Genomic DNA, 18,529 nt, shown 5'->3' on the forward strand with positions numbered 1-18,529 from the left:
CGGTGCCCGCCGGGCCGGGGTGCGGCCGGCCCGGCGGGCGTCTGGGGTCAGTCCCCGGTGGCCTGCGCCAGGGACTGCGGGTTGACGATGGAGAGCAGCTCACTCGGCTGGACGAGGAAGTTCGACCACTTCGCGGAGTGCGCGAAGGTGAACTCCTCGACGTAGAGCACGTTGTCGTACACCTGGTCCGAGATGATCTTCGCGGCGGCCTGGATCGAGGTCTTCTGCGACGGCTGGTCGAGGTGGCTGCGGGACTCGTCGATCAGCTTGTCGAGCTGCGGGTCACAGGCGTTGGCGTAGTTGATGAACCCCTCGCACTTGAAGGCCAGGGTGAGGTTGGCCGGCGGGTTCTCCATGATCGCCCAGGAGCCGGCGTAGATGTCGAAGTCCCGCTCCTTGGTCTTGGCCAGGTAGGTGTTGCGCTCCAGCCCCTCCAGCTTGATCTCGATGCCGGCCTCCTTGGCGGAGTCCCGCACGAGCTGCGCCCACTTGGCGATGTTCGGGTCGGCCTGGTCGTAGATCATCCGCAGGCTCAGCCCGTCGAACAGGCCGTCGCCGTTGCCGTCGGCGTAACCCGCCCCGGTGAGCAGGGACCTGGCCCGCGCCGGGTCGTGGGTGTACTCCTTGGCCGACGGGTCCTGCCACTGCTTGAGCGTCGGGGTGAGCACCGAGGAGTTCGACGACACCGCCGAGCCCTGGAGGGCGACCCGACGGATCGCCTCGTAGTCCACCGCCGCGGCGAGGGCCTGCCGGACCTCCAGCTTGTCCAGCGGCTTGCGGGCCAGGTTGTACTGCATGTGCGCCCAGCCCAGCGACGGCACCTTGACCAGCTTCAGCTTGTCGTCGTTCTCCAGGGTCTTGGCCAGCGCCGGGGGCAGCGCGTTGGCGATCAGGTCGATCTCGCCGTTGCGCAGCGCCAGGGCCTCGGTGTTGACGTCCGGGAAGACCCGGAAGACCACCTCGGCGGTCTTCGGCCCGCCGTCGACCAGCGGGTAGTCCGCCACCTTCTTGAGCACGTACCGCTGACCCCGCTCCACGGTGGTGAGCTGGTACGGGCCGGCGGAAACCCAGTCGGCGTCGTTGGCGAACTCGGCGACCTTGCCCACCTTGCCGAAGACGTGCGCGGGCACCACCGGCATCCAGAAGCCGACGTTCTCCAGGAACGTGCCGTCGGGCTGGGACAGGGTGAACTCCACCTCGGTGGGGGAGACCGCGGTCGCCTTCTGGAACGCCGGGATCAGGCCGGCGACCACGCCGATCTTCTCCTTGGCCACCGCCTCGATGGTGAAGACCACGTCGTCGGCGGTGACCTTCTTCCCGTCGGTCCAGGTGAAGTCGTCGCGCAGGGTCACCTTCGCGCTCCTGCCGTCCGGGGCGTACTCCCACTTGGTGGCGAGGTACGGCGTCCGGACGCCGTCGAGGCCCATGCCCATCAGGCGCGGGTACATCAGGTTGGTGACCCAGGTGTCGGTCCGGCTGTTGCCGACCAGCGGGTTGTAGTTGACCACGTCGGCCGTGGTGCCGACGACGATCCGGTCGGCCCCGCCGGACCCACCGGAATCGGGGCTGCTGGGCGAACACGCGGTCGCCGCCAGCCCTATCGAGAGCAGCCCCACCGCCGTGGCGAGGGCGCGCAGTGTGCCACGCATCAGTGCCAGACCTCCTCAAGAACGCGCAGGATGTTGCCCCCCAGGACCTTGCCGATCTCGTCGTCCGAGTAGTCGTGGCTGACCAGCCAGGAGACGATGTTCCAGTAGCACTCGGCCGGGTTCTCCAGCCCGTCGACGTAGGGCACCCGGGGGTGGTCGACGTGCCCGTGCACCTCGGCGATGGACAGGTGGGCGGCGAAGGTGTCGTGCAGCCCGACGTGGTCACCGAAGAGGGTGTCCGGGCCGAACGCCACGTGGTCGATGCCGACCAGGTCCACGCAGTGGACGAAGTGGTCCATCACCGAGTCGAGCGAGTGCCGGGGGTGGGCGGCGGAGAGGGTGGTGTGCGGTGCCGCCTCCAGGCCGATCACGCCGCCCCGGTCGGCGCAGGCCACGATCACCTCGTCCGGCTTCATCCGGTTGGTCGGCCAGACCGTGCGGGAACCGGCGTGGGTGATGAAGATGGGCTTGGTGGAGTGGGCGATCACGTCCAGTGACGTGCGGTCCCCGGAGTGCGAGACGTCGATGGCGATGCCCAGCTTGTTCATCCGCCGGACCGCCTTCTCCCCGAAGTAGGTCAGCCCGCCGTCGGTGCGCTCCTTGAGCCCGCCGCCCAGGGTGTTCGCCTCGCTGTAGGCGATGCCCATCTGCCGGACGCCGAAGCCGTACAGCATGTCCAGCCGGTCCAGCTCGTTCTCGATCATGGTGGCCGCCTCGGTGGCGAGCACCAGGCCCATCCGGCCGGTCTCGTGCGCGTACCGGATGTCGGCCAGCCGCTCCACCCGGATCAGGAAGTCCTGGTGCGCCAGGTCGGACAGGCGCATCCCCAGGTCGGCGATGACGTCCGTCCACTTCCAACCCATCTGGCTGGTCACGCAGCAGGTGCCGTCCATCAGGTTGTCGAAGACGGCGGTCATGCCGGAACGGGCCAGCCCGGCGTAGCCGGTGTGGTGGCGGGCGGTCCGGTTGTAGTCGACGGTTTCCCGGATGTCCTCGGGGAAGACCGACGGGTGGTCGTGCAGGGAGATCACGATCTCGTCGGTGAGCAGCCGGACGACCCGGGCGCGCTGGGCCTGGGTCAGCGTCACCCCCTGGTACGCGGGCACCCGGCCGAGTTCGGGCGACAGCTTGAACTCTCGGTAGTCGGTGCCGGCCTCCAGGTAGTCGTAGGAGGTGTACCCGGTGTAGCGCGGCGCGGGGTTGAGCACGCGGACTCTCCCTTCGTGTGGTGGTCCGGCCCGGGGGGAATGGTGGGAGATTCCGTCGTCCGGTCTTGGAGTGGGTGCCGATTCTCGGCGCTGTGAGACGGAAGATTGCCAGGATCAGGCGCGACGTGTCAATATCCTGAGCAACTCCGGCGGCGATCGCCGGATCGGTGCCAGAAGTCGTTACGCCCGGAAATCTGCCGGAAACCAGGGGGCCGCAGTGGCTCGACGATCAACACAGCCAGTAGCCGGTCCCGCGCCGGCCACCGTCCCGACCGACGCCGCGCTGCGGGTCCGCGGGCTGGACGTCACCTTCACCACCCGCCGCGGCGACGTGCCCGCCGTACGCGGGGTCGACCTGGACATCGCGGCCGGCGAGGTGCTCGTCCTGCTCGGCGAGTCCGGCTCCGGCAAGTCGGTCACCGCCCGGGCGGTGATGGGCCTGCTCGACTCCGGCGGGGTCCGGGTCGACGCCGGGGAGATCCGGGTCGCCGGCCACGACGTCGCCACCGGCGACCCGGACCACGTCCGGTCCCTGCGCGGCAGCACCATGGCCCTGGTCTTCCAGGACGCGCTCTCCGCGCTCAACCCGGTGCTCTCCATCGGCGACCAGCTCGGCGAGGTGTTCCGGCTGCACCGGGGCGCGTCCCGGCGGGCCGCCCGCGCCGAGGCAGTGGAACTGCTCCGACTGGTCGGCATCCCGGCCCCCCAGCGCCGGGTCCGCGACTTCCCGCACCAGTTCTCCGGCGGGATGCGGCAGCGAATCCTGATCGCGATGGCCGTCGCCCTCGGCCCCCGGCTGCTGATCGCCGACGAACCCACCACCGCCCTCGACGTGACCGTGCAGGCGCAGATCCTCGACCTCATCGACCGGCTCCGCCGGGAACTCGGCATGGGCGTCCTGCTCATCACCCACGACCTCGGCGTCGCCGCCGAACTCGCCGACCGGGTCGCCGTCATGTACGCCGGCCGGATCGTGGAGACCGGCACCGTCACCGAGACGCTCGACGCGCCGGCCCACCCGTACACCGCCGCCCTGCTGCGCTCCGTCCCCGACCTGGCCGACCCCGGCGAACCGCTGCGGCCCATCCCCGGCAGCCCACCCAACCTGCTGGCGCTGCCCACCGGATGCGCGTTCCACCCCCGCTGCCTCCGGGCGGACGACCGGTGCCGCGCGGACCGGCCACCCCGCCGGGCCCTCGCCCACCCCGGCCGGACCGCCGCCTGCCACCACGCCGAGGAGGACGTCGATGCCACCGTCTGAGTCACCCACCGCGACCCGCCCCCCGGCCCCGACCGGCGAGCCGCTGCTGGTCGCCACCGGCCTGCGCAAGACCTACCGGGCCGGTCGCGGCACCGGCCGGTCCGCCCGGGTGCACGCCGTCGACGGGGTCGACCTGAGCGTCGCCGCCGGGGAGACCCTCGGCGTGGTCGGCGAGTCCGGATGCGGCAAGTCCACCCTGGCCCGGATGCTGGTCGGGCTGGAACGCCCCGACGCCGGCACGGTCCGCTACGCCGGCTCGGACGTCGCCACCGCCCGCGGCACCCGCCGCCGCGACCTGCGCCGCGCCGTGCAGATGGTCTTCCAGGACCCGCTGACCTCGCTGAACCCGCGACTGCCGGTGCTCGACCTGGTGGCCGAACCGCTCGACGTGCACCGGCTGGCCCGGGGTGCCGCCGCCCGCCGGGACCGGGTCGCCGAGCTGCTGGAACTGGTCGGCCTGGCCCCGGAGATGATGCACCGCTTCCCGCACGAGTTCTCCGGCGGGCAACGTCAGCGCATCGGCATCGCCCGCGCCCTGGCCACCGAACCCCGGGTGGTGGTCTGCGACGAACCGGTCTCCGCGCTCGACGTGTCGGTGCAGGCCCAGGTGGTCAACCTGCTCGCCGAACTCCAACGACGGCTCGGGCTGACCCTGGTCTTCATCGCCCACGACCTCGGCGTGGTGCGGCACGTGTCACACCGGGTGGCGGTGATGTACCTGGGCCGGCTGGCCGAGATCGGCCCCGCCGCCGCCGTCTACCAGCAGCCCGCGCACCCCTACAGCCGGGCCCTGCTCGGCTCGGTGCCGGTGCGGCACCCGTCCCAGCGCGGCCGGCAACGGGTCACCCTGGCCGGCGACCCGCCCAGCCCGGTCGACCCACCCGCCGGCTGCCGGTTCCACACCCGCTGCCCGATCGTCCACGACCTCTGCCGGACCGGCGAACCACCGCTGCTGGCCGGGCCCGGCGGCAGCATCGCCGCCTGCCACTTCGCCGCCGAGGCGAAACCACCGGTCGGCTGAGTCGGTGCGCGGGCGGCCCGTACCCTGTCGGGTTATGGCCGCAGACCTGCTCGGCCCGGCGGAGATCCGGGAACTCGCCGCGCGCCTCGGCGTCAACCCGACCAAGAAGCTCGGCCAGAACTTCGTGCACGACCCGAACACCGTCCGCCGGATCGTCACCACCGCCGGGCTCACCCCCGACGACGTGGCGCTGGAGGTCGGCCCCGGCCTCGGCTCACTCACCCTGGCCCTGCTGCCGGCCGCCGCGCACCTGCACGCGGTGGAGATCGACCCGGTGCTGGCCGGCGCGCTGCCGCAGACCGCCGCCGCGCACGCCGGCCCGGACGCCGCCGCCCGGCTCACCGTGCACCGGGCCGACGCGCTGCGGATCACCGCCGCCGAGCTGGCCGACCCGCCGCCCACCGCGCTGGTGGCGAACCTGCCCTACAACGTCGCCGTGCCGGTGGTGCTGCACCTGCTCGCCGAGCTGCCCACCCTGCGGCACGGCCTGGTGATGGTGCAGAAGGAGGTCGCCGACCGGCTGGTCGCCGGTCCCGGCTCCAAGGTGTACGGCATCCCGTCGGTCAAGCTCGCCTGGTACGCCCGGTCCCGGGCCGCCGGCCGGGTGCCACCGAACGTGTTCTGGCCGGTGCCGAACGTCGACTCCGGCCTGGTCGCCTTCACCCGCCGCGAACCACCCCGCGACGACGTGCCCCGGCAGGCTGTCTTCGCCGTGGTCGACGCCGCGTTCGCCCAGCGCCGCAAGACGTTGCGGGCCGCGCTGGCGGGCTGGGCGGGTGGCCCCGACCGGGCCGCCGCGGCGCTCACCGCCGCCGGGGTCGACCCCGGAGCACGCGGGGAGTCACTCACCGTGGAGCAGTTCGCCGCGATCGCCGCGTCGGCTCCGACCGTCGCCACCGCCGCACAGTAGGCTGACGCCGTGCCCGCCGAGGGACACGCCGCACCTGCGCGTACGACCTGGTTGCCGGCCGGTACGCCGCCGGCCGCCGACTCCGCCGAGGAGCTGATCGTGGAGATGCCGTTCGACATCCGCCCGTGCCGGCGGGACGTCACCCGGTGACCGAGGCCTGGCGACCGGACGACGACGACCAACAGCGGCGGGGAAGCAGCGGCCCGGTGCGGGTCCGGGTCCCCGCGAAGGTCAACCTGCACCTCGGGGTGGGCCCGCTGCGCCGGGACGGGTACCACGAGCTGAACACCGTCTACCACGCGATCTCGATCTACGACGAGTTGACCGCCCGACGCGGCGACACGCTCACCCTGACCATGGAGGGCGAGGGCGCCGGCGAGCTGGCCCTGGACGACTCCAACCTGGCCATCCGCGCCGCCCACGCCCTCGCCGGCTACGCCGGGGTGCTGCCGCACGCCCGGCTGCACCTGCGCAAGCAGATCCCGCTCGCCGGTGGGCTGGCCGGGGGCAGCGCCGACGCCGCCGCCGCGCTGGTCGCCTGCGACGCCCTGTGGGGCACCGGGCTGTCCCGCGACGAGTTGGCCGGGATCGCCGCCGATCTCGGCTCCGACGTGCCGTTCCTGATCCACGGCGGCACCGCGCTGGGCACCGGCCGGGGCGAGGCGGTCAGCCCGGTGCTGGCCCGCCCCACCTCCTGGCACTGGGTGGTGGCCGTCGCCGACGGCGGCCTGTCCACCCCCGCCGCCTACCGGGAACTCGACCGGCTGCGCGCCGCCGGCACCGCCGGCCCCCCGCTGGGCAGCACCGACGGCCTGCTCGGCGCGCTGCGTCAACGCGACCCCCGGGTGCTCGCCGGCTGCCTCGGCAACGACCTGCAGGACGCCGCGCTGTCGATGCGCCCGGCCCTGGCCGACACGTTGAAGGCGGGGGAGGCCGCCGGCGCGCTCGCCGGTATCGTCTCCGGCTCCGGCCCCACCTGCGTCTTCCTGGCCCGGGACGCCACCGACGCGCAACGGATCGCCGCCGAGCTGCAGGCCGCCGGAGTGTGCCGGGAAACCCGGGTCGCCCACGGCCCGGTCCCCGGCGCCCGCATCACCTGACCCCTACCGGCCCTGCGCATGTGAGCCGATGTTGCGCTGTCCCCACCGCCGGATACCGCAACATCGCCTCCGTTGAGCTGATCACCGGGCGTTCGGGACGGCCCGGGTGTCCGCGTACCCTTGACCCAGGCGTCCCGAGGTGCCCGCCGGCACCGGGACGCCTTGATCATGAAAGGTGGGACCGTGGCCAACATCGTCAACCTGGACCGGGTGTCCAAGGGGTACGGCGCCGCCGGGCCGCTGCTCACCGACGTCTCGCTCGGCCTCGACGACGCCGACCGGATCGGCGTGGTCGGCCTCAACGGCGCCGGCAAGTCCACCCTGCTGCGGATGCTCACCAAGCAGGAGGACCCCGACGACGGCCGGGTCACCCACCGCCGCGACCTGCGGGTGCTCTGGCTGCCGCAGGCCCTCACCCTGACCCCCGAGGCCACCGTGCGGGACGTGGTGCTCGGCACCGCCTGGCTCGGCGAGAGCATGGGCGCCGAACACGAGTGGGCCGGCGACGCCGGCGTCCGGGGCATCCTCGACGGCCTCGGCATGCCCCACCTCGGCCTCGACCAGCCGGTCGGCCCGATGTCCGGTGGCGAGCGCCGCCGGGTGGCGCTGGCCGCCCTGCTGGTCCGCGAGTCCGACCTGCTCATCCTCGACGAGCCCACCAACCACCTCGACGTCGGCGGCGTCGACTGGCTCGCCCGGCACCTCGTCGGCCGCCGGGGCGCGCTCGTCGTGGTCACCCACGACCGCTGGTTCCTCGACGCGGTCTGCACCACCACCTGGGAGGTCGCCGACCAGACCGTCCGGGCCTACGAGGGCGGCTTCGCCGCCTGGACGCTGGCCCGCGCCGAACGGGAACGGGTCGCCGCCGCCACCGAGGCCCGCCGGCAGAACCTGCTCCGCAAGGAGATCGCCTGGCTGCGGCGCGGCCCGCCCGCCCGCACCTCCAAGCCGAAGTTCCGCATCGACGCGGCCAACGCGCTCATCGACGACGTGCCGCCGCCGCGCGACACCATGTCGTTGCAGCGGATGGCGACCGCCCGGCTCGGCAAGCAGGTGTACGACCTGGAGCACGTCCGGCTGCACGCCGGCCCCAAGGAGATCCTGCACGACACCACCTGGCAGGTCGGCCCCGGCGACCGGATCGCCATCCTCGGCCGCAACGGGGCCGGCAAGACCACCCTGCTGCGGCTGCTGGCCGGCATCACCCGCGCCGACGGCGGCCGGTTCCACACCGGCTCCACCGTCAAGCCGGCGTTCCTCTCCCAGGAACTCGCCGAACTCCCCGGCCACCTGCGCGTCCTGGAGGCCGTCGAGGAGGTCGCCCGCCGGGTGCAGCTCGGCGACCGGGAGATCTCCGCCGCCCAGCTCGCCGAGGTGTTCGGTTTCGACGACCGGCGGCTCTGGACCCCGGTCGGCGACCTCTCCGGTGGGGAACGCCGCCGGTTGCAGATGCTCCGGCTGCTCGCCGGGGAACCCAACGTGCTGCTCTTCGACGAACCCACCAACGACCTGGACACCGACACCCTCGCCGCGCTGGAGGACCTGCTCGACTCCTGGCCCGGCACGATCATCGTTGCCAGCCACGACCGGTACCTGATCGAACGGGTCACCGACGCCGCGTACGGGATGTTCGGCGACGGCCGGCTGGTGCACCTGCCCGGCGGCGTCGACGAGTACCTGGCCCGCGCCGCCGACCCGGGTCCGGCCCGGACCACACCCGGCCCCGCCACCGGCCCCGAGACCCCGGCCACGGGCGGCATGTCCGCCGCCGAGGCCCGGCAGGCCCGCAAGGAGCTGACCCGGCTGGAACGACAGATCGGCAAGCTCGACCAGAAGGAGGCCACCCTCCTCGACCAGCTCGCCACGCACGCCACCGACTACGCCCGGGTCGCCGACCTCGACGCGCAGCTCAAGGAGGTACGCGCCGAACGGGAACGGACCGAGGAGACCTGGCTGACCCTCGCCGACGAGATCCCGCCCCTGTAGACCGGGGACGACCCCGTGTGCGGCGTCACACCCCGCCGTACGGGACAATCGTCGGCGACCCTCACCTCGAACGGCGTTGGAGACACAGTCATGGCCCACACCCCCGTCAACCACCCCGCGCGGCCGGTCTACCGGGCGATCGGCGGGCTCATCGGTCTCTACCTGGTGGTCTTCGGCGTGCTCGGCGTCATCGCCAGCGCCGGCAACGACTTCTTCGCCCAGGACGACACCAAGGTCCTCGGCCAGGGCACCAACCTCGGGTTCTCGCTGCTGTCCGTGCTGTTCGGGGTGGTCATCCTGGTCGGCACGGTGATCGGCCGCAACCTTGACGTGGCGATCAACCAGTGGCTGTCCTACACCCTGATGGTGATCAGCCTCGCCGGCCTGGCCTTCCTCCAGACCGAGGCCAACGTCGTCAACTTCAGCATCCTCACGGTGATCGTGCTGATGACCCTCAGCCTCGTCCTGCTGATGGTCGGCATGTACGGCAAGGTCGGTACCGAGGACGAGAAGGAAGCCTGGCAGAAGGCCCGCCTGGTGCTCTGACCCGCTCCGGCGTGCGGGCCGGGATGCGGCGTGACCTGGCGTTTCTCCGACGCCGGGCGGCGCGACGGGAGACAATCGTCCCGACACGTCGTCCGCGCAGGGAGGGGCCATGGCGCACTTTCCGGTCAACCATCCGGCCCGCCCGCTGTACCGGGTCTTCGCCGGCCTCGTCGGCCTCTACATCCTGGTCTTCGGCGTATTCGGCGTCGTGCAGACCTGGGGTGAGCCGCTGTTCGCCCGGGGCAGCCACTGGGCCCTGGGCCTGCGTACCAACCTGGCGTTCTCGCTGGTGTCGGTCGTCTTCGGGGTCGTCCTGATCATCGGGGCGTCCCGGCGCGGCAACCTCGGGCACATCATGAACCTCACCGCCGGGGTGGTCTTCATGGTCACCGGCATCGCGATGATGAGCGTGCTCCAGACCCGCGCCAACATCCTCAACTTCTCGATGTCGACGGTGATCGTCTCGCTGCTGTTCGGCCTGCTGCTCCTCGCCACCGGCCTGTACGACAAGATCGGCACCGACGAGCACGCCGCCCAGGAACGCGCCGACCGCCTCCACCCGGCCCGCTGACCCGCCGCTCAGCCACCCGGCCGTCCGGTGATCAGACCCGGCCGGGCCTCCAGGTGCGACAACCCGTTCCAGGCCAGGTTCACCAGGTGCGCCGCCACCGTCTCCTTGCGCGGCTGACGGACCTCCAACCACCAGCGCCCGGTCAACGCCACCATCCCCACCAGCGCCTGTGAGTACAACTCGGCCAGCTTCGGGTCGTAACCCCGGCTGGAGAACTCGGCCCCCAGGATGTGCTCCACCTGGTGCGCCACGTCGTTCATCACGCTGCTGAAGTTGCCGGCCGCCGACATCAACGGCGACTCCCGCACCAGCACCCGGAACCCGCTGGTCTCCTCCTCGATGTAGCCCAGCAGCGCCAAGGCCGCCTGCTCCAGCAACTCCCGGGGGTGGCCGGCGGTCAACGCCGTGGCGATCCGGTCCAGCAGGGCCCGCACCTCCCGGTCGACGACCACCGCGTACAGGCCCTCCTTGCCGCCGAAGTGCTCGTAGACCACCGGCTTGGAGACCCGGGCCCGCGCCGCCACCTCCTCGATCGAGGTCGCGTCGAACCCCTTCTCGGCGAACACCTGCCGGCCGATCGCGATCAACTGCTCGCGCCGCTGCGCCGCCGACATCCGTACCCGTGCCGCCGGCTTCGCGCCCGCCGCCGGCGCCGCCCGTCGTGTGCCGGTGTTCTCCCCACCCGGGGGCTGCGCCATCTCGTCACCTCGCCGGCGCTCGGTGACGCCCTGTCGTGGAATGCTCCGGTCGTGCCCGTCTGTCTCGGTCACCCGGCCATCCTGCCAGGTGACACCCCGGGGCACCGCCGGGTTCAGCGCCGCAGCGGCTCCCGCACCCGCTTCGCCGCCACCCGTTCCGGCCCCGGCCACCGCACGTCGTGCACCGCGCCGGCCCGCTCCAGCAACCAGATCGCCCGGGCCGACGGGTCCCACTGCCCGCGCAGCACCCCGTGCCGGGCGCTGGTCGGCTCGGCATGGTGCAGGTTGTGCCAGCTCTCCCCGAACGACAGCAGGGCCAGCGGCCAGAAGTTGGCCGCCCGGTCGCCCGGCCGCATCGCGAACGGACGCTCACCGTAGACGTGACAGACCGAGTTGATCGCCCAGGTCACGTGGTGCAACAGGGCGATCCGGACCAGCCCGCCCCAGAAGAACGCGCTCAGCGCGCCGGCCCACGACCAGGTCAGCAGCCCGCCCATCAGCGCCGGGCCGAGCAGCGAGACGGCCACCAGCAGCGGCGAGAGCCGGTCCACCCGGCGGGTGTCCGGGTCGGCGAGCAGATCCGGCGCGAACCGCTCCCGGTTGGACAGCTCCCGGCCGAACAACCATCCCAGGTGCGCGTGGAACAACCCCTTGGCCAGGCCCCGCACGCTCTCGCCGTACCGCCAGGGGGAGTGCGGGTCGCCGTCGAGGTCGGCGAAGGCGTGGTGCCGCCGGTGGTCGGCCACCCACTGGATGATCTCGCCCTGCACCGCGAACGACCCGGCGACCGCCAGGGCCACCCGGACCGGGCGGCGGGCCTTGAACGCGCCGTGGGTGAAGTACCTGTGGTAACCGACGGTGATGCCGAGCCCGGACACCACGTACCAGAGGGCCGCGACGAGCACGTCGGTCGCGTGCAGCCAGCCGCCCCAGGCCACCGGCACGGCGGCGAGCAGGGCCAGGAACGGCACCACCACGAAGACCCAGAGGGCGATCAGGATGCCCCGCGACTGGGGACCCTGGGTGAGCGGCTTCGGGCCGGCGGCACCGGCGTCCCGCAGGGTGGTCGACATGGCACCTCGCAGCGATCGGATACGCCTACGTCACCGTAACTTACGGGCCGGCCACAGTGGAGTGAACAGTGGCGCACGTGAATGAGTGCAGTGTCATACGGTCGTCTTAACCTGCCGGTCATGACCGATCCGACGGCCGCCGAGGTGCGCCGGCTACGCACCGGCGAGGGGCTCTCCGTCCGGCAGATCCAGGCCCGCACCGGCCTCGGCCGCAACCGGGTGTACGCGCTGCTGCGCGACGGCGCGCCCCCGGCCCGCACCCGACGACCCGCCGCCCGCGACGACCTGCGCGCGGCGGCGGTGGCACTGCGCGGCGAGGGCCGCTCGGTCGGCGACATCGCGGCCCGGTTGGGCGTCGCGAAGTCCACCGCCTACCTCTGGGTACGCCACCTCCCCCTCGACCCGGACGAGGAGATCGCCCGCGAGCGTCGACGGGCGCACTCCAAGGTGATGACGGATGCCCGGTGGTCGGCCCACCGGCAGGCACGGGACGCCGCCCGGGCGGCGGCCGTGGCGGACGCCGCGGCCTGGGTCGGGTCGATGGGGCACCGGGAGTTGGTCATGGTGGGGGCGGCGCTCTATTGGGCGGAAGGCGAGAAGGCCAAGCCCTGGCGGCCCCACGAGTGTCGGGTCAGGTTCATCAACAGTGATCCCGGGCTGGTCGACATCTTTGTCCGCTTCGTCGAGGCGATGGGTGTGCCCCGGGAGGCCCTGCGTTTCCGGGTGAGCATCCACGGGACCGCCGACGCCGAGGCGGCCGTGCGGTGGTGGGCTGAGCGGGTGGCCGTTCCGGCCGAGACGTTCCGTCCCACGTCGCTCAAGCACCATCGGCCGACCACCGTTCGGCGCAACACGGGCGATGACTATCGAGGTTGTCTGATCGTCGAGGTGCCCAGGTCCCGGCAGTTGTACTGGCGGATAGAAGGGATCATGAAGGGAATGGGCGATGGCGCGGGCGGCGAGGGGCGCTAAGGTGTAGGAGGTCTGCCAAGCTATTCGGTTTGCCCGTTTTAGACCGTCCCGGGTCGTCTAATGGCAGGACGTCAGGTTTTGGTCCTGATTGTAGGGGTTCGAGTCCTCTCCCGGGAGCTTCCGCTGATCCGCCCCCGAAGTCTGGTTAGCATGGCGGCGAGACTGTCGCCTTCCCCGACGGGAGCCCACCCGTGTCCCAGCCCCACCGCCGTACCGTCGTCGTGCTCGCCGCCGGGGAGGGCAAGCGGATGAAGTCGGCGCTGCCCAAGGTGCTGCACCCGTTGCTCGGCCGGACGCTGCTCGGTCACGTGCTGGCCGCGGCCGGCCCGCTGCGCGCTGACCGGACCGTGGTGGTGGTCGGGCACGGGGCCGAGCAGGTCCGCGCCCACCTGGCCGAGGTCGCCCCGGACGCCACCGCCGTGCTCCAGGCCGAACAGCTCGGCACCGGACACGCCGTACGGATCGCGCTGGACGCGGTGCCGGAGGCCACCGGCACCGTCGTGGTGATCAACGGGGACGTGCCGCTGCTGCGTACCGAAACGGTGGACGCGCTGGTCGCGGCGCACGAGGGTGAGGGCGCGGCGGCCACGGTGCTCGCCGCCGAGGTGCCCGACCCGACCGGGCTGGGGCGGATCGTCCGGGACGCCGCCGGCCGGCTGGAGCAGATCGTCGAGGAGCGTGACGCGACCCCCGCCCAGCGCGCGCTGCGGGAGATCAACGCCGGCATCTACGCCTTCGACCTGGCCCGGCTGCGGGCCGCGCTGGGCAAGCTCTCCACCGACAACGACCAGGGCGAGGAGTACCTCACCGACGTCTTCGGGCTGCTCGGGTCGGCCGGTGAGCCGGTGGGTGTGCACGTGGCCGCCGACCACGTCGAGACGTTGGGCTGCAACGACCGGGTGGAGTTGGCCGGGCTGCGCCGGCTGCTGCGGGACCGGGTCAACGAGGCGTGGATGCGGACCGGGGTGACGATCCTGGACCCGGCGACCACCTGGATCGACGTGACCGCCACCGTCGGACGGGACGCGGTGCTCGACCAGAACACCCAGTTGCGGGGGGCCACGGTGGTGGGGGCCGAGGCGGTGGTCGGGCCGGACGTCACGCTGATCGACACGGTGGTGGGGGCGGCGGCGACCGTGCTGCGCAGCCACGCCACCGGCGCCGAGGTGGGCCCGGGGGCGAGCGTCGGCCCGTACGCCTACCTGCGGCCGGCGGCGCGGCTGGCCGAGAAGGCGAAGGTGGGCACGTTCGTCGAGGTGAAGAACTCCGAGGTCGGGCCGGGCGCGAAGGTGCCGCACCTGTCGTACGTGGGGGACGCGACGATCGGGGCGAAGGCGAACATCGGCGCGGCGACGATCTTCGTGAACTACGACGGGGTGAACAAGCACCGCACGGTGGTCGGTGACGGTGCGTTCGTCGGCTGCGACACGAACCTGATCGCGCCGGTCGAGGTGGGCGCGGGGGCCTACGTGGCGGCGGGCAGCGCGTTGAGTCAGGACGTGCCGCCGGGGGCGTTGGGGGTGACCCGGGCACCGCAGCGCAACATCGAGGGGTGGGTGTTGCGTAACCGGCCGGGCACGGTCTCCGCGCGGGCCGCCGAGCAGGCCCGGACGGCTGGTGAGGATGCGTCGGGTGGGCCGGCGTCGGCAAGTGAAGGTGAGGCAATCCACGGGGGTGCCGAGACGGTGTGAGGGTCGCCGTGGTCGGGGCATACTGCAACCGAATAGCCCCGGCCCACCGCCGCCGGGCACCACCGACCAACGGGAGCAGACGGGCCCATGGGCAGCATCGTCGCCGAAAACCGCAAGAGCCTGATGCTCTTTTCCGGACGTGGCTTTCCGGAGTTGGCCAAGGAGATCGGTGAGGTGCTCGGTGTAGCGCCGACCCCTTCCGACGCGTACGAGTTCGCCAACGGTGAGATCTTCGTACGGTTCCGGGACTCGGTGCGTGGTTCGGACGCCTTCGTGGTGCAGTCCGTCACGCACGGGGTCAACACCTGGGTCATGGAGACCCTGATCATGATCGACGCGCTGAAGCGGGGTTCGGCGAAGCGGATCACCGTGGTCCTGCCGTTCTACCCGTACTCCCGGCAGGACAAGAAGCACCGCGGCCGGGAGCCGATCTCGGCGCGGCTGGTGGCCGACCTGCTCAAGACGGCCGGCGCGAACCGGATCCTCACCGTCGACCTGCACACCGCGCAGATCCAGGGTTTCTTCGACGGCCCGGTGGACCACCTGTTCGCGATGGACATCCTCGCCGAGTACGTGGAGCACAAGTTCGCCGGCCGGCCGATGACGGTGGTGGCGCCGGACTCGGGCCGGGTGCGGGTGGCGGAGCGGTGGACGGACCGCCTCGGTGGCTGCCCGTTGGCGTTCATCCACAAGACCCGGGACCCGTTGAAGCCCAACCAGGTGGTGGCGAACCGGGTGGTCGGCGAGGTCGAGGGTCGGGTCTGCCTGATCGTCGACGACATGATCGACACCGGTGGGACGATCACCAAGGCGGCGGACATCCTCAAGGAGTCCGGTGCGGCGGAGATCGTGGTGGCCTCCACCCACGCCCTGTTGTCCGACCCGGCGACCGAGCGGTTGAAGAACAGCCCGATCACCGAGGTGGTGGTGACGAACACGCTGCCGTTGCCGCCGGAGAAGCAGTTGGACAAGCTCACCGTGCTGTCGATCGCGCCGTTGTTGGCGCGGGCGATCCGGGAGGTCTTCGACGACGGGTCGGTGACAACCCTCTTCGGTGGCCTGAGTTGACGCGCGGACCGGGGGACTGCCGGAAGGCGCGGAAAGACCTCGGGTAGACTGGTGCGGTTGCCACGGCGAGGGTGCCCGGCGGGCCGCTGATCGAGCGCCGCACGGAGGCACCGTCATCGACGCGGTGCTCCGGGCAGTCGTTCATGACGCATGAGCCCCAAGCGAGCCCCTCGCCCCAGCACCGCCAGACGACAAGCCGCCGTAGCGTTAGCATCAGGAGTTTCCCCGTGTCCGAGGTAAAGATCAGCGCCGAGCCCCGTACGGAGTTCGGCAAGGGTGGTGCCCGTCGTACCCGTCGGGCCGGCAAGGTGCCCGCCGTGCTGTACGGTCACGGCGAGAAGCCCAAGCACATCGCGCTCCCGGCGCGGGAGTTCGCCGCCGCGATCCGTAAGGGCGGCGCCAACCAGCTCTTCGCGATCGAGGTCAGCGACGGCACCCAGGTGCTGGCGCTGCCGAAGGCGATCCAGCGTGACCCGATCCGGGACAGCTTCGAGCACGTGGACCTGCTGCTGGTCCGTCGGGGCGAGAAGGTCACCGTCGAGGTTCCGGTCCAGCTGACCGGTGAGGCCGCGCGGGACACCCTGATCGTGCACGACCACGACACCCTCTCGGTGACCGCCGACGCCACCAAGGTGCCGGACCACCTGGAGGCGTCGATCGAGGGGCTGGAGGCCGGCAGCCAGGTCACCGCCGCCGACGTCGAGCTGCCCGCGGGTGTGGAGCTGGCCGCCGACGCGGAGCAGACGGTCGCCTCGGTGACCGCCGCCCCGACCGCCGAGCAGCTGGAGGCCACCCTGCCGGAGGTCGAGACCCCGGCGACGGAGGCCGAGGAGGCCGCCGAGGGTGCGGAGGCCGCCGAGGGCGCCGAGACTCCGGCCGCCGAGGGCGAGGAGAGCACCGAGGCGAAGACCGAGGCCTGACCGGTCGCATCGTTCACGGCAGGCGCTCCCGTCGCGGGGGCGCCTGCCGGCGTATCGGGGCAGCGGCGGCGCGCAGACGGCGAGCGGGAGGTACGGGACGTGACGGACGAGACGGGGCCGTGGCTGGTGGTCGGCCTGGGCAATCCGGGTCGGGAGTACGCCGGGAACCGGCACAACGTCGGTTTCATGGTCGCCGAGTTGCTCGCCGTACGGCTGGGTGGGCGGTTCGGGCGGTACAAGCGGGTGGTGGCGGACGTCGCGGAGGGGCGGATCGGCTTCGGTGGGCCGAAGCTGGTGCTGCTCAAGCCGCAGACGTACATGAACCTGTCGGGTGGGCCGGTGGCCGCGCTGGCCCAGTTCCACAAGATCCCGGCCGACCGGGTGATCGCGGTGCACGACGAGCTGGACATCCCGTACGGGCAGCTGCGGGTGAAGCTGGGCGGCGGCGAGGGCGGGCACAACGGTCTGCGGTCGATGTCGAAGTCGCTGGGGACGAAGGACTACGTGCGGGTGCGGTTCGGCATCGGCAGGCCGCCGGGGCGGCAGGACCCGGCGGATTTCGTGCTGTCGGATTTCGGCACCGCGGAGCGCAAGGAGTTGGAGTTTCTGGTGGACCGGGCCGCTGACGTGGTGGAGTCGGTGGTCACCAAGGGGGTCGAGCCGACCCAGAACGCGTACCACGGGGCCTGAGTCGCGGGGGGCGTACTCGTGGCGCGCTCGCGTTGCCGGTAGTCTGCGCGTTCTGGCGTGGCGCGCGACCCCGCGCGGGCCGTGGTAGGCGACGGGAGCGAGTTCGTGGGCAGTCCTCCGATGATCGACGGCGCGTTCGCCCGCTGGCTGGCGGACCGGGCCGGGCAGGCCCTGCTGGAGCTGCGCGCCGAGATGGGGTTCGCGGACGCGGCGGCGTTGAAGTCGGCCGGGGACAAGGTCTCGCACGACCTGATCCGCAGCGAGCTGGCGAAGTGGCGGCCCGGTGACGCCGTCCTCTCCGAGGAGGACGAGGGGTCGCGGCTGGTGGACACCGCGGGTGGGGTGTCCCGGTTGACCGCCGACCGGGTGTGGATCATCGACCCGTTGGACGGCACCCGGGAGTTCTCCGAGGAGGGCCGCGCCGACTGGGCGGTGCACGTGGCGCTCTGGGCGCGTAACGCGCCGACGCCGCACGGGCTGGTGGCGGGGGCGGTGGGGTTGCCGGCGCAGCACCGGGTGCTGGGCACGGACTATCCGCCGGCGTACCCGCCGATGACGGTGGAGGCGGCCACGACGGGTGACCGTACGCTGCGGTTGGCGGCGAGTCGGAGCCGGCCGCCGGCGTTCCTGACCGCCCTGGCCGAGGACGTGGGCGCCCAGTTGGTGCCGATGGGTTCGGCGGGGGCGAAGATCGCGGCGGTGGTGACCGGTGACGTGGACGCCTACATCCACGCGGGCGGCCAGTACGAGTGGGACTCGGCGGCCCCGATCGCTGTGGCGACGGCCACCGGGCTGCACGCTTCCCGAATCGACGGTTCTGCGCTGAGATACAACGAGGCGGATCCGCGCCTGCCGGACCTGCTGGTCTGCCGCAAGGATCTCGCCAGCCGGTTGCTTGCAGCGCTGCAGAGGCATTCCGGGTAGCCTGAGCGCTGTTTTTGATTTGTCCGACCGGAAAGGTCTGGAATCCATGTACGGATCCGCGCCGATCGAGCCCGTGGCATGACCGCCCCCGGCCGCTTCTACCAGGTCTCCCACCTCGACGAGTTGGAGGCGGAGAGCATCTTCGTGATGCGTGAGGTGGTCGCCGAGATGGAGCGGCCGGTGCTGCTCTTCTCCGGTGGCAAGGACTCGATCGTGATGCTGCGGCTGGCGCAGAAGGCGT

Annotated in this window: 18 protein-coding genes, 1 tRNA gene and 1 pseudogene; 16 read left to right on the forward strand and 4 right to left on the reverse strand. The window is 72.0% G+C overall.

Annotation, left to right across the window (positions count from 1 at the left end; genetic code table 11):
* Nucleotides 1-47: 47 nt before the first annotated feature.
* A complete protein-coding gene (locus tag H1A17_RS06360) occupies nt 48-1,649 on the reverse strand; it encodes an ABC transporter substrate-binding protein (RefSeq protein WP_145917812.1) in 1,602 nt (533 codons plus the stop codon).
* Nucleotides 1,649-2,857 carry a dipeptidase gene (locus H1A17_RS06365; RefSeq protein ID WP_145917813.1) on the reverse strand — a complete coding sequence of 403 codons (1,209 nt, stop codon included), beginning with the start codon at nt 2,855-2,857 and terminating at the stop codon, nt 1,649-1,651. Before H1A17_RS06365 ends, H1A17_RS06360 begins: the two co-directional genes overlap by 1 nt.
* Nucleotides 2,858-3,074: 217 nt before the next feature.
* On the opposite strand from H1A17_RS06365, the gene H1A17_RS06370 reads away from it, so the two are divergent.
* The 8 genes from H1A17_RS06370 to H1A17_RS06405 all read left to right on the forward strand — a co-directional run bounded on the left by H1A17_RS06370 (nt 3,075) and on the right by H1A17_RS06405 (nt 10,252).
* Nucleotides 3,075-4,118 (forward strand): ABC transporter ATP-binding protein, encoded by a 1,044-nt coding sequence (locus tag H1A17_RS06370; protein WP_240762602.1) that lies wholly within the window; start codon nt 3,075-3,077, stop codon nt 4,116-4,118.
* Complete coding sequence (locus tag H1A17_RS06375; RefSeq protein ID WP_145917814.1) at nt 4,105-5,139, forward strand: ABC transporter ATP-binding protein; 1,035 nt, start codon at nt 4,105-4,107, stop codon at nt 5,137-5,139. Before H1A17_RS06370 ends, H1A17_RS06375 begins: the two co-directional genes overlap by 14 nt.
* 34 nt (nt 5,140-5,173) lie before the next feature.
* Nucleotides 5,174-6,049, forward strand: coding sequence for a 16S rRNA (adenine(1518)-N(6)/adenine(1519)-N(6))-dimethyltransferase RsmA (rsmA, locus tag H1A17_RS06380; RefSeq protein ID WP_145917815.1), 876 nt, complete (start codon nt 5,174-5,176; stop codon nt 6,047-6,049).
* 9 nt (nt 6,050-6,058) lie between these two features.
* Nucleotides 6,059-6,199 carry a hypothetical protein gene (locus tag H1A17_RS06385; RefSeq protein WP_168222380.1) on the forward strand — a complete coding sequence of 47 codons (141 nt, stop codon included), beginning with the start codon at nt 6,059-6,061 and terminating at the stop codon, nt 6,197-6,199.
* A complete protein-coding gene (locus H1A17_RS06390) occupies nt 6,196-7,149 on the forward strand; it encodes a 4-(cytidine 5'-diphospho)-2-C-methyl-D-erythritol kinase (protein WP_194821359.1) in 954 nt (317 codons plus the stop codon). The genes H1A17_RS06385 and H1A17_RS06390 overlap by 4 nt, the downstream gene beginning before the upstream one ends.
* Nucleotides 7,150-7,332: 183 nt before the next feature.
* The gene (locus tag H1A17_RS06395) at nt 7,333-9,135 is read left to right on the forward strand and encodes an ABC-F family ATP-binding cassette domain-containing protein (RefSeq protein ID WP_145917817.1); all 1,803 of its coding nucleotides are present in this window, start codon (nt 7,333-7,335) and stop codon (nt 9,133-9,135) included.
* Between the two features lie 90 nt (nt 9,136-9,225).
* On the forward strand, nt 9,226-9,681 hold the full coding sequence (locus H1A17_RS06400; RefSeq protein ID WP_145917818.1) for a DUF4383 domain-containing protein: 456 nt from the start codon (nt 9,226-9,228) through the stop codon (nt 9,679-9,681).
* A 109-nt stretch (nt 9,682-9,790) separates the two neighbouring features.
* Nucleotides 9,791-10,252: a DUF4383 domain-containing protein gene (locus H1A17_RS06405; protein ID WP_145917819.1), complete on the forward strand. Its 462-nt coding sequence runs from the start codon at nt 9,791-9,793 to the stop codon at nt 10,250-10,252.
* A gap of 8 nt (nt 10,253-10,260) precedes the next feature.
* Here the strand turns inward: H1A17_RS06405 and H1A17_RS06410 are convergent, their stop codons facing one another.
* Entirely contained in the window at nt 10,261-10,950 is a 690-nt protein-coding gene (locus H1A17_RS06410) for a TetR/AcrR family transcriptional regulator (protein WP_145917820.1), read from the reverse strand.
* A 113-nt stretch (nt 10,951-11,063) separates the two neighbouring features.
* Nucleotides 11,064-12,023, reverse strand: a complete 960-nt coding sequence (locus H1A17_RS06415; protein ID WP_194821360.1) for an acyl-CoA desaturase — start codon at nt 12,021-12,023, stop codon at nt 11,064-11,066.
* A gap of 120 nt (nt 12,024-12,143) precedes the next feature.
* Here H1A17_RS06415 and H1A17_RS06420 point away from each other — a divergent pair, with 120 nt between their 5' ends.
* From H1A17_RS06420 to H1A17_RS06455, 8 genes and pseudogenes are all read left to right on the forward strand, one after another.
* Entirely contained in the window at nt 12,144-12,995 is an 852-nt protein-coding gene (locus tag H1A17_RS06420; RefSeq protein ID WP_194821361.1) for a helix-turn-helix domain-containing protein, read from the forward strand.
* Nucleotides 12,996-13,041: 46 nt separating this feature from the next.
* A tRNA-Gln gene (locus tag H1A17_RS06425) sits at nt 13,042-13,112 on the forward strand.
* A gap of 74 nt (nt 13,113-13,186) precedes the next feature.
* Entirely contained in the window at nt 13,187-14,686 is a 1,500-nt protein-coding gene (glmU, locus tag H1A17_RS06430; RefSeq protein WP_194821362.1) for a bifunctional UDP-N-acetylglucosamine diphosphorylase/glucosamine-1-phosphate N-acetyltransferase GlmU, read from the forward strand.
* Between the two features lie 87 nt (nt 14,687-14,773).
* Nucleotides 14,774-15,754, forward strand: a complete 981-nt coding sequence (locus H1A17_RS06435) for a ribose-phosphate diphosphokinase (protein ID WP_145917824.1) — start codon at nt 14,774-14,776, stop codon at nt 15,752-15,754.
* Nucleotides 15,755-15,981: 227 nt separating this feature from the next.
* Nucleotides 15,982-16,674 (forward strand): 50S ribosomal protein L25/general stress protein Ctc, encoded by a 693-nt coding sequence (locus tag H1A17_RS06440; RefSeq protein ID WP_145917825.1) that lies wholly within the window; start codon nt 15,982-15,984, stop codon nt 16,672-16,674.
* Nucleotides 16,675-16,773: 99 nt separating this feature from the next.
* Nucleotides 16,774-17,364 carry an aminoacyl-tRNA hydrolase gene (pth, locus tag H1A17_RS06445; protein WP_145917826.1) on the forward strand — a complete coding sequence of 197 codons (591 nt, stop codon included), beginning with the start codon at nt 16,774-16,776 and terminating at the stop codon, nt 17,362-17,364.
* A 120-nt stretch (nt 17,365-17,484) separates the two neighbouring features.
* The gene (locus tag H1A17_RS06450; RefSeq protein ID WP_145922560.1) at nt 17,485-18,288 is read left to right on the forward strand and encodes a 3'(2'),5'-bisphosphate nucleotidase CysQ; all 804 of its coding nucleotides are present in this window, start codon (nt 17,485-17,487) and stop codon (nt 18,286-18,288) included.
* A gap of 78 nt (nt 18,289-18,366) precedes the next feature.
* Nucleotides 18,367-18,529: pseudogene (locus H1A17_RS06455) on the forward strand (sulfate adenylyltransferase small subunit); the annotation flags it as partial.

Source organism: Micromonospora sp. S-DT3-3-22, from assembly GCF_015354745.1.
GTDB lineage: Bacteria > Actinomycetota > Actinomycetes > Mycobacteriales > Micromonosporaceae > Micromonospora > Micromonospora wenchangensis.

Excerpts from the sequence above, each read along its gene's own strand:
- H1A17_RS06410 (WP_145917820.1), bottom strand. The coding sequence starts at position 10,950 with ATGGCGCAGCCCCCGGGTGGGGAGAACACCGGCACACGACGGGCGGCG.
- H1A17_RS06400 (WP_145917818.1), top strand. The coding sequence starts at position 9,226 with ATGGCCCACACCCCCGTCAACCACCCCGCGCGGCCGGTCTACCGGGCG.
- H1A17_RS06420 (WP_194821361.1), top strand. The coding sequence starts at position 12,144 with ATGACCGATCCGACGGCCGCCGAGGTGCGCCGGCTACGCACCGGCGAG.
- H1A17_RS06360 (WP_145917812.1), bottom strand. The coding sequence starts at position 1,649 with ATGCGTGGCACACTGCGCGCCCTCGCCACGGCGGTGGGGCTGCTCTCG.
- H1A17_RS06375 (WP_145917814.1), top strand. The coding sequence starts at position 4,105 with ATGCCACCGTCTGAGTCACCCACCGCGACCCGCCCCCCGGCCCCGACC.
- H1A17_RS06435 (WP_145917824.1), top strand. The coding sequence starts at position 14,774 with ATGGGCAGCATCGTCGCCGAAAACCGCAAGAGCCTGATGCTCTTTTCC.
- H1A17_RS06415 (WP_194821360.1), bottom strand. The coding sequence starts at position 12,023 with ATGTCGACCACCCTGCGGGACGCCGGTGCCGCCGGCCCGAAGCCGCTC.
- H1A17_RS06450 (WP_145922560.1), top strand. The coding sequence starts at position 17,485 with ATGATCGACGGCGCGTTCGCCCGCTGGCTGGCGGACCGGGCCGGGCAG.
- rsmA (WP_145917815.1), top strand. The coding sequence starts at position 5,174 with ATGGCCGCAGACCTGCTCGGCCCGGCGGAGATCCGGGAACTCGCCGCG.
- H1A17_RS06405 (WP_145917819.1), top strand. The coding sequence starts at position 9,791 with ATGGCGCACTTTCCGGTCAACCATCCGGCCCGCCCGCTGTACCGGGTC.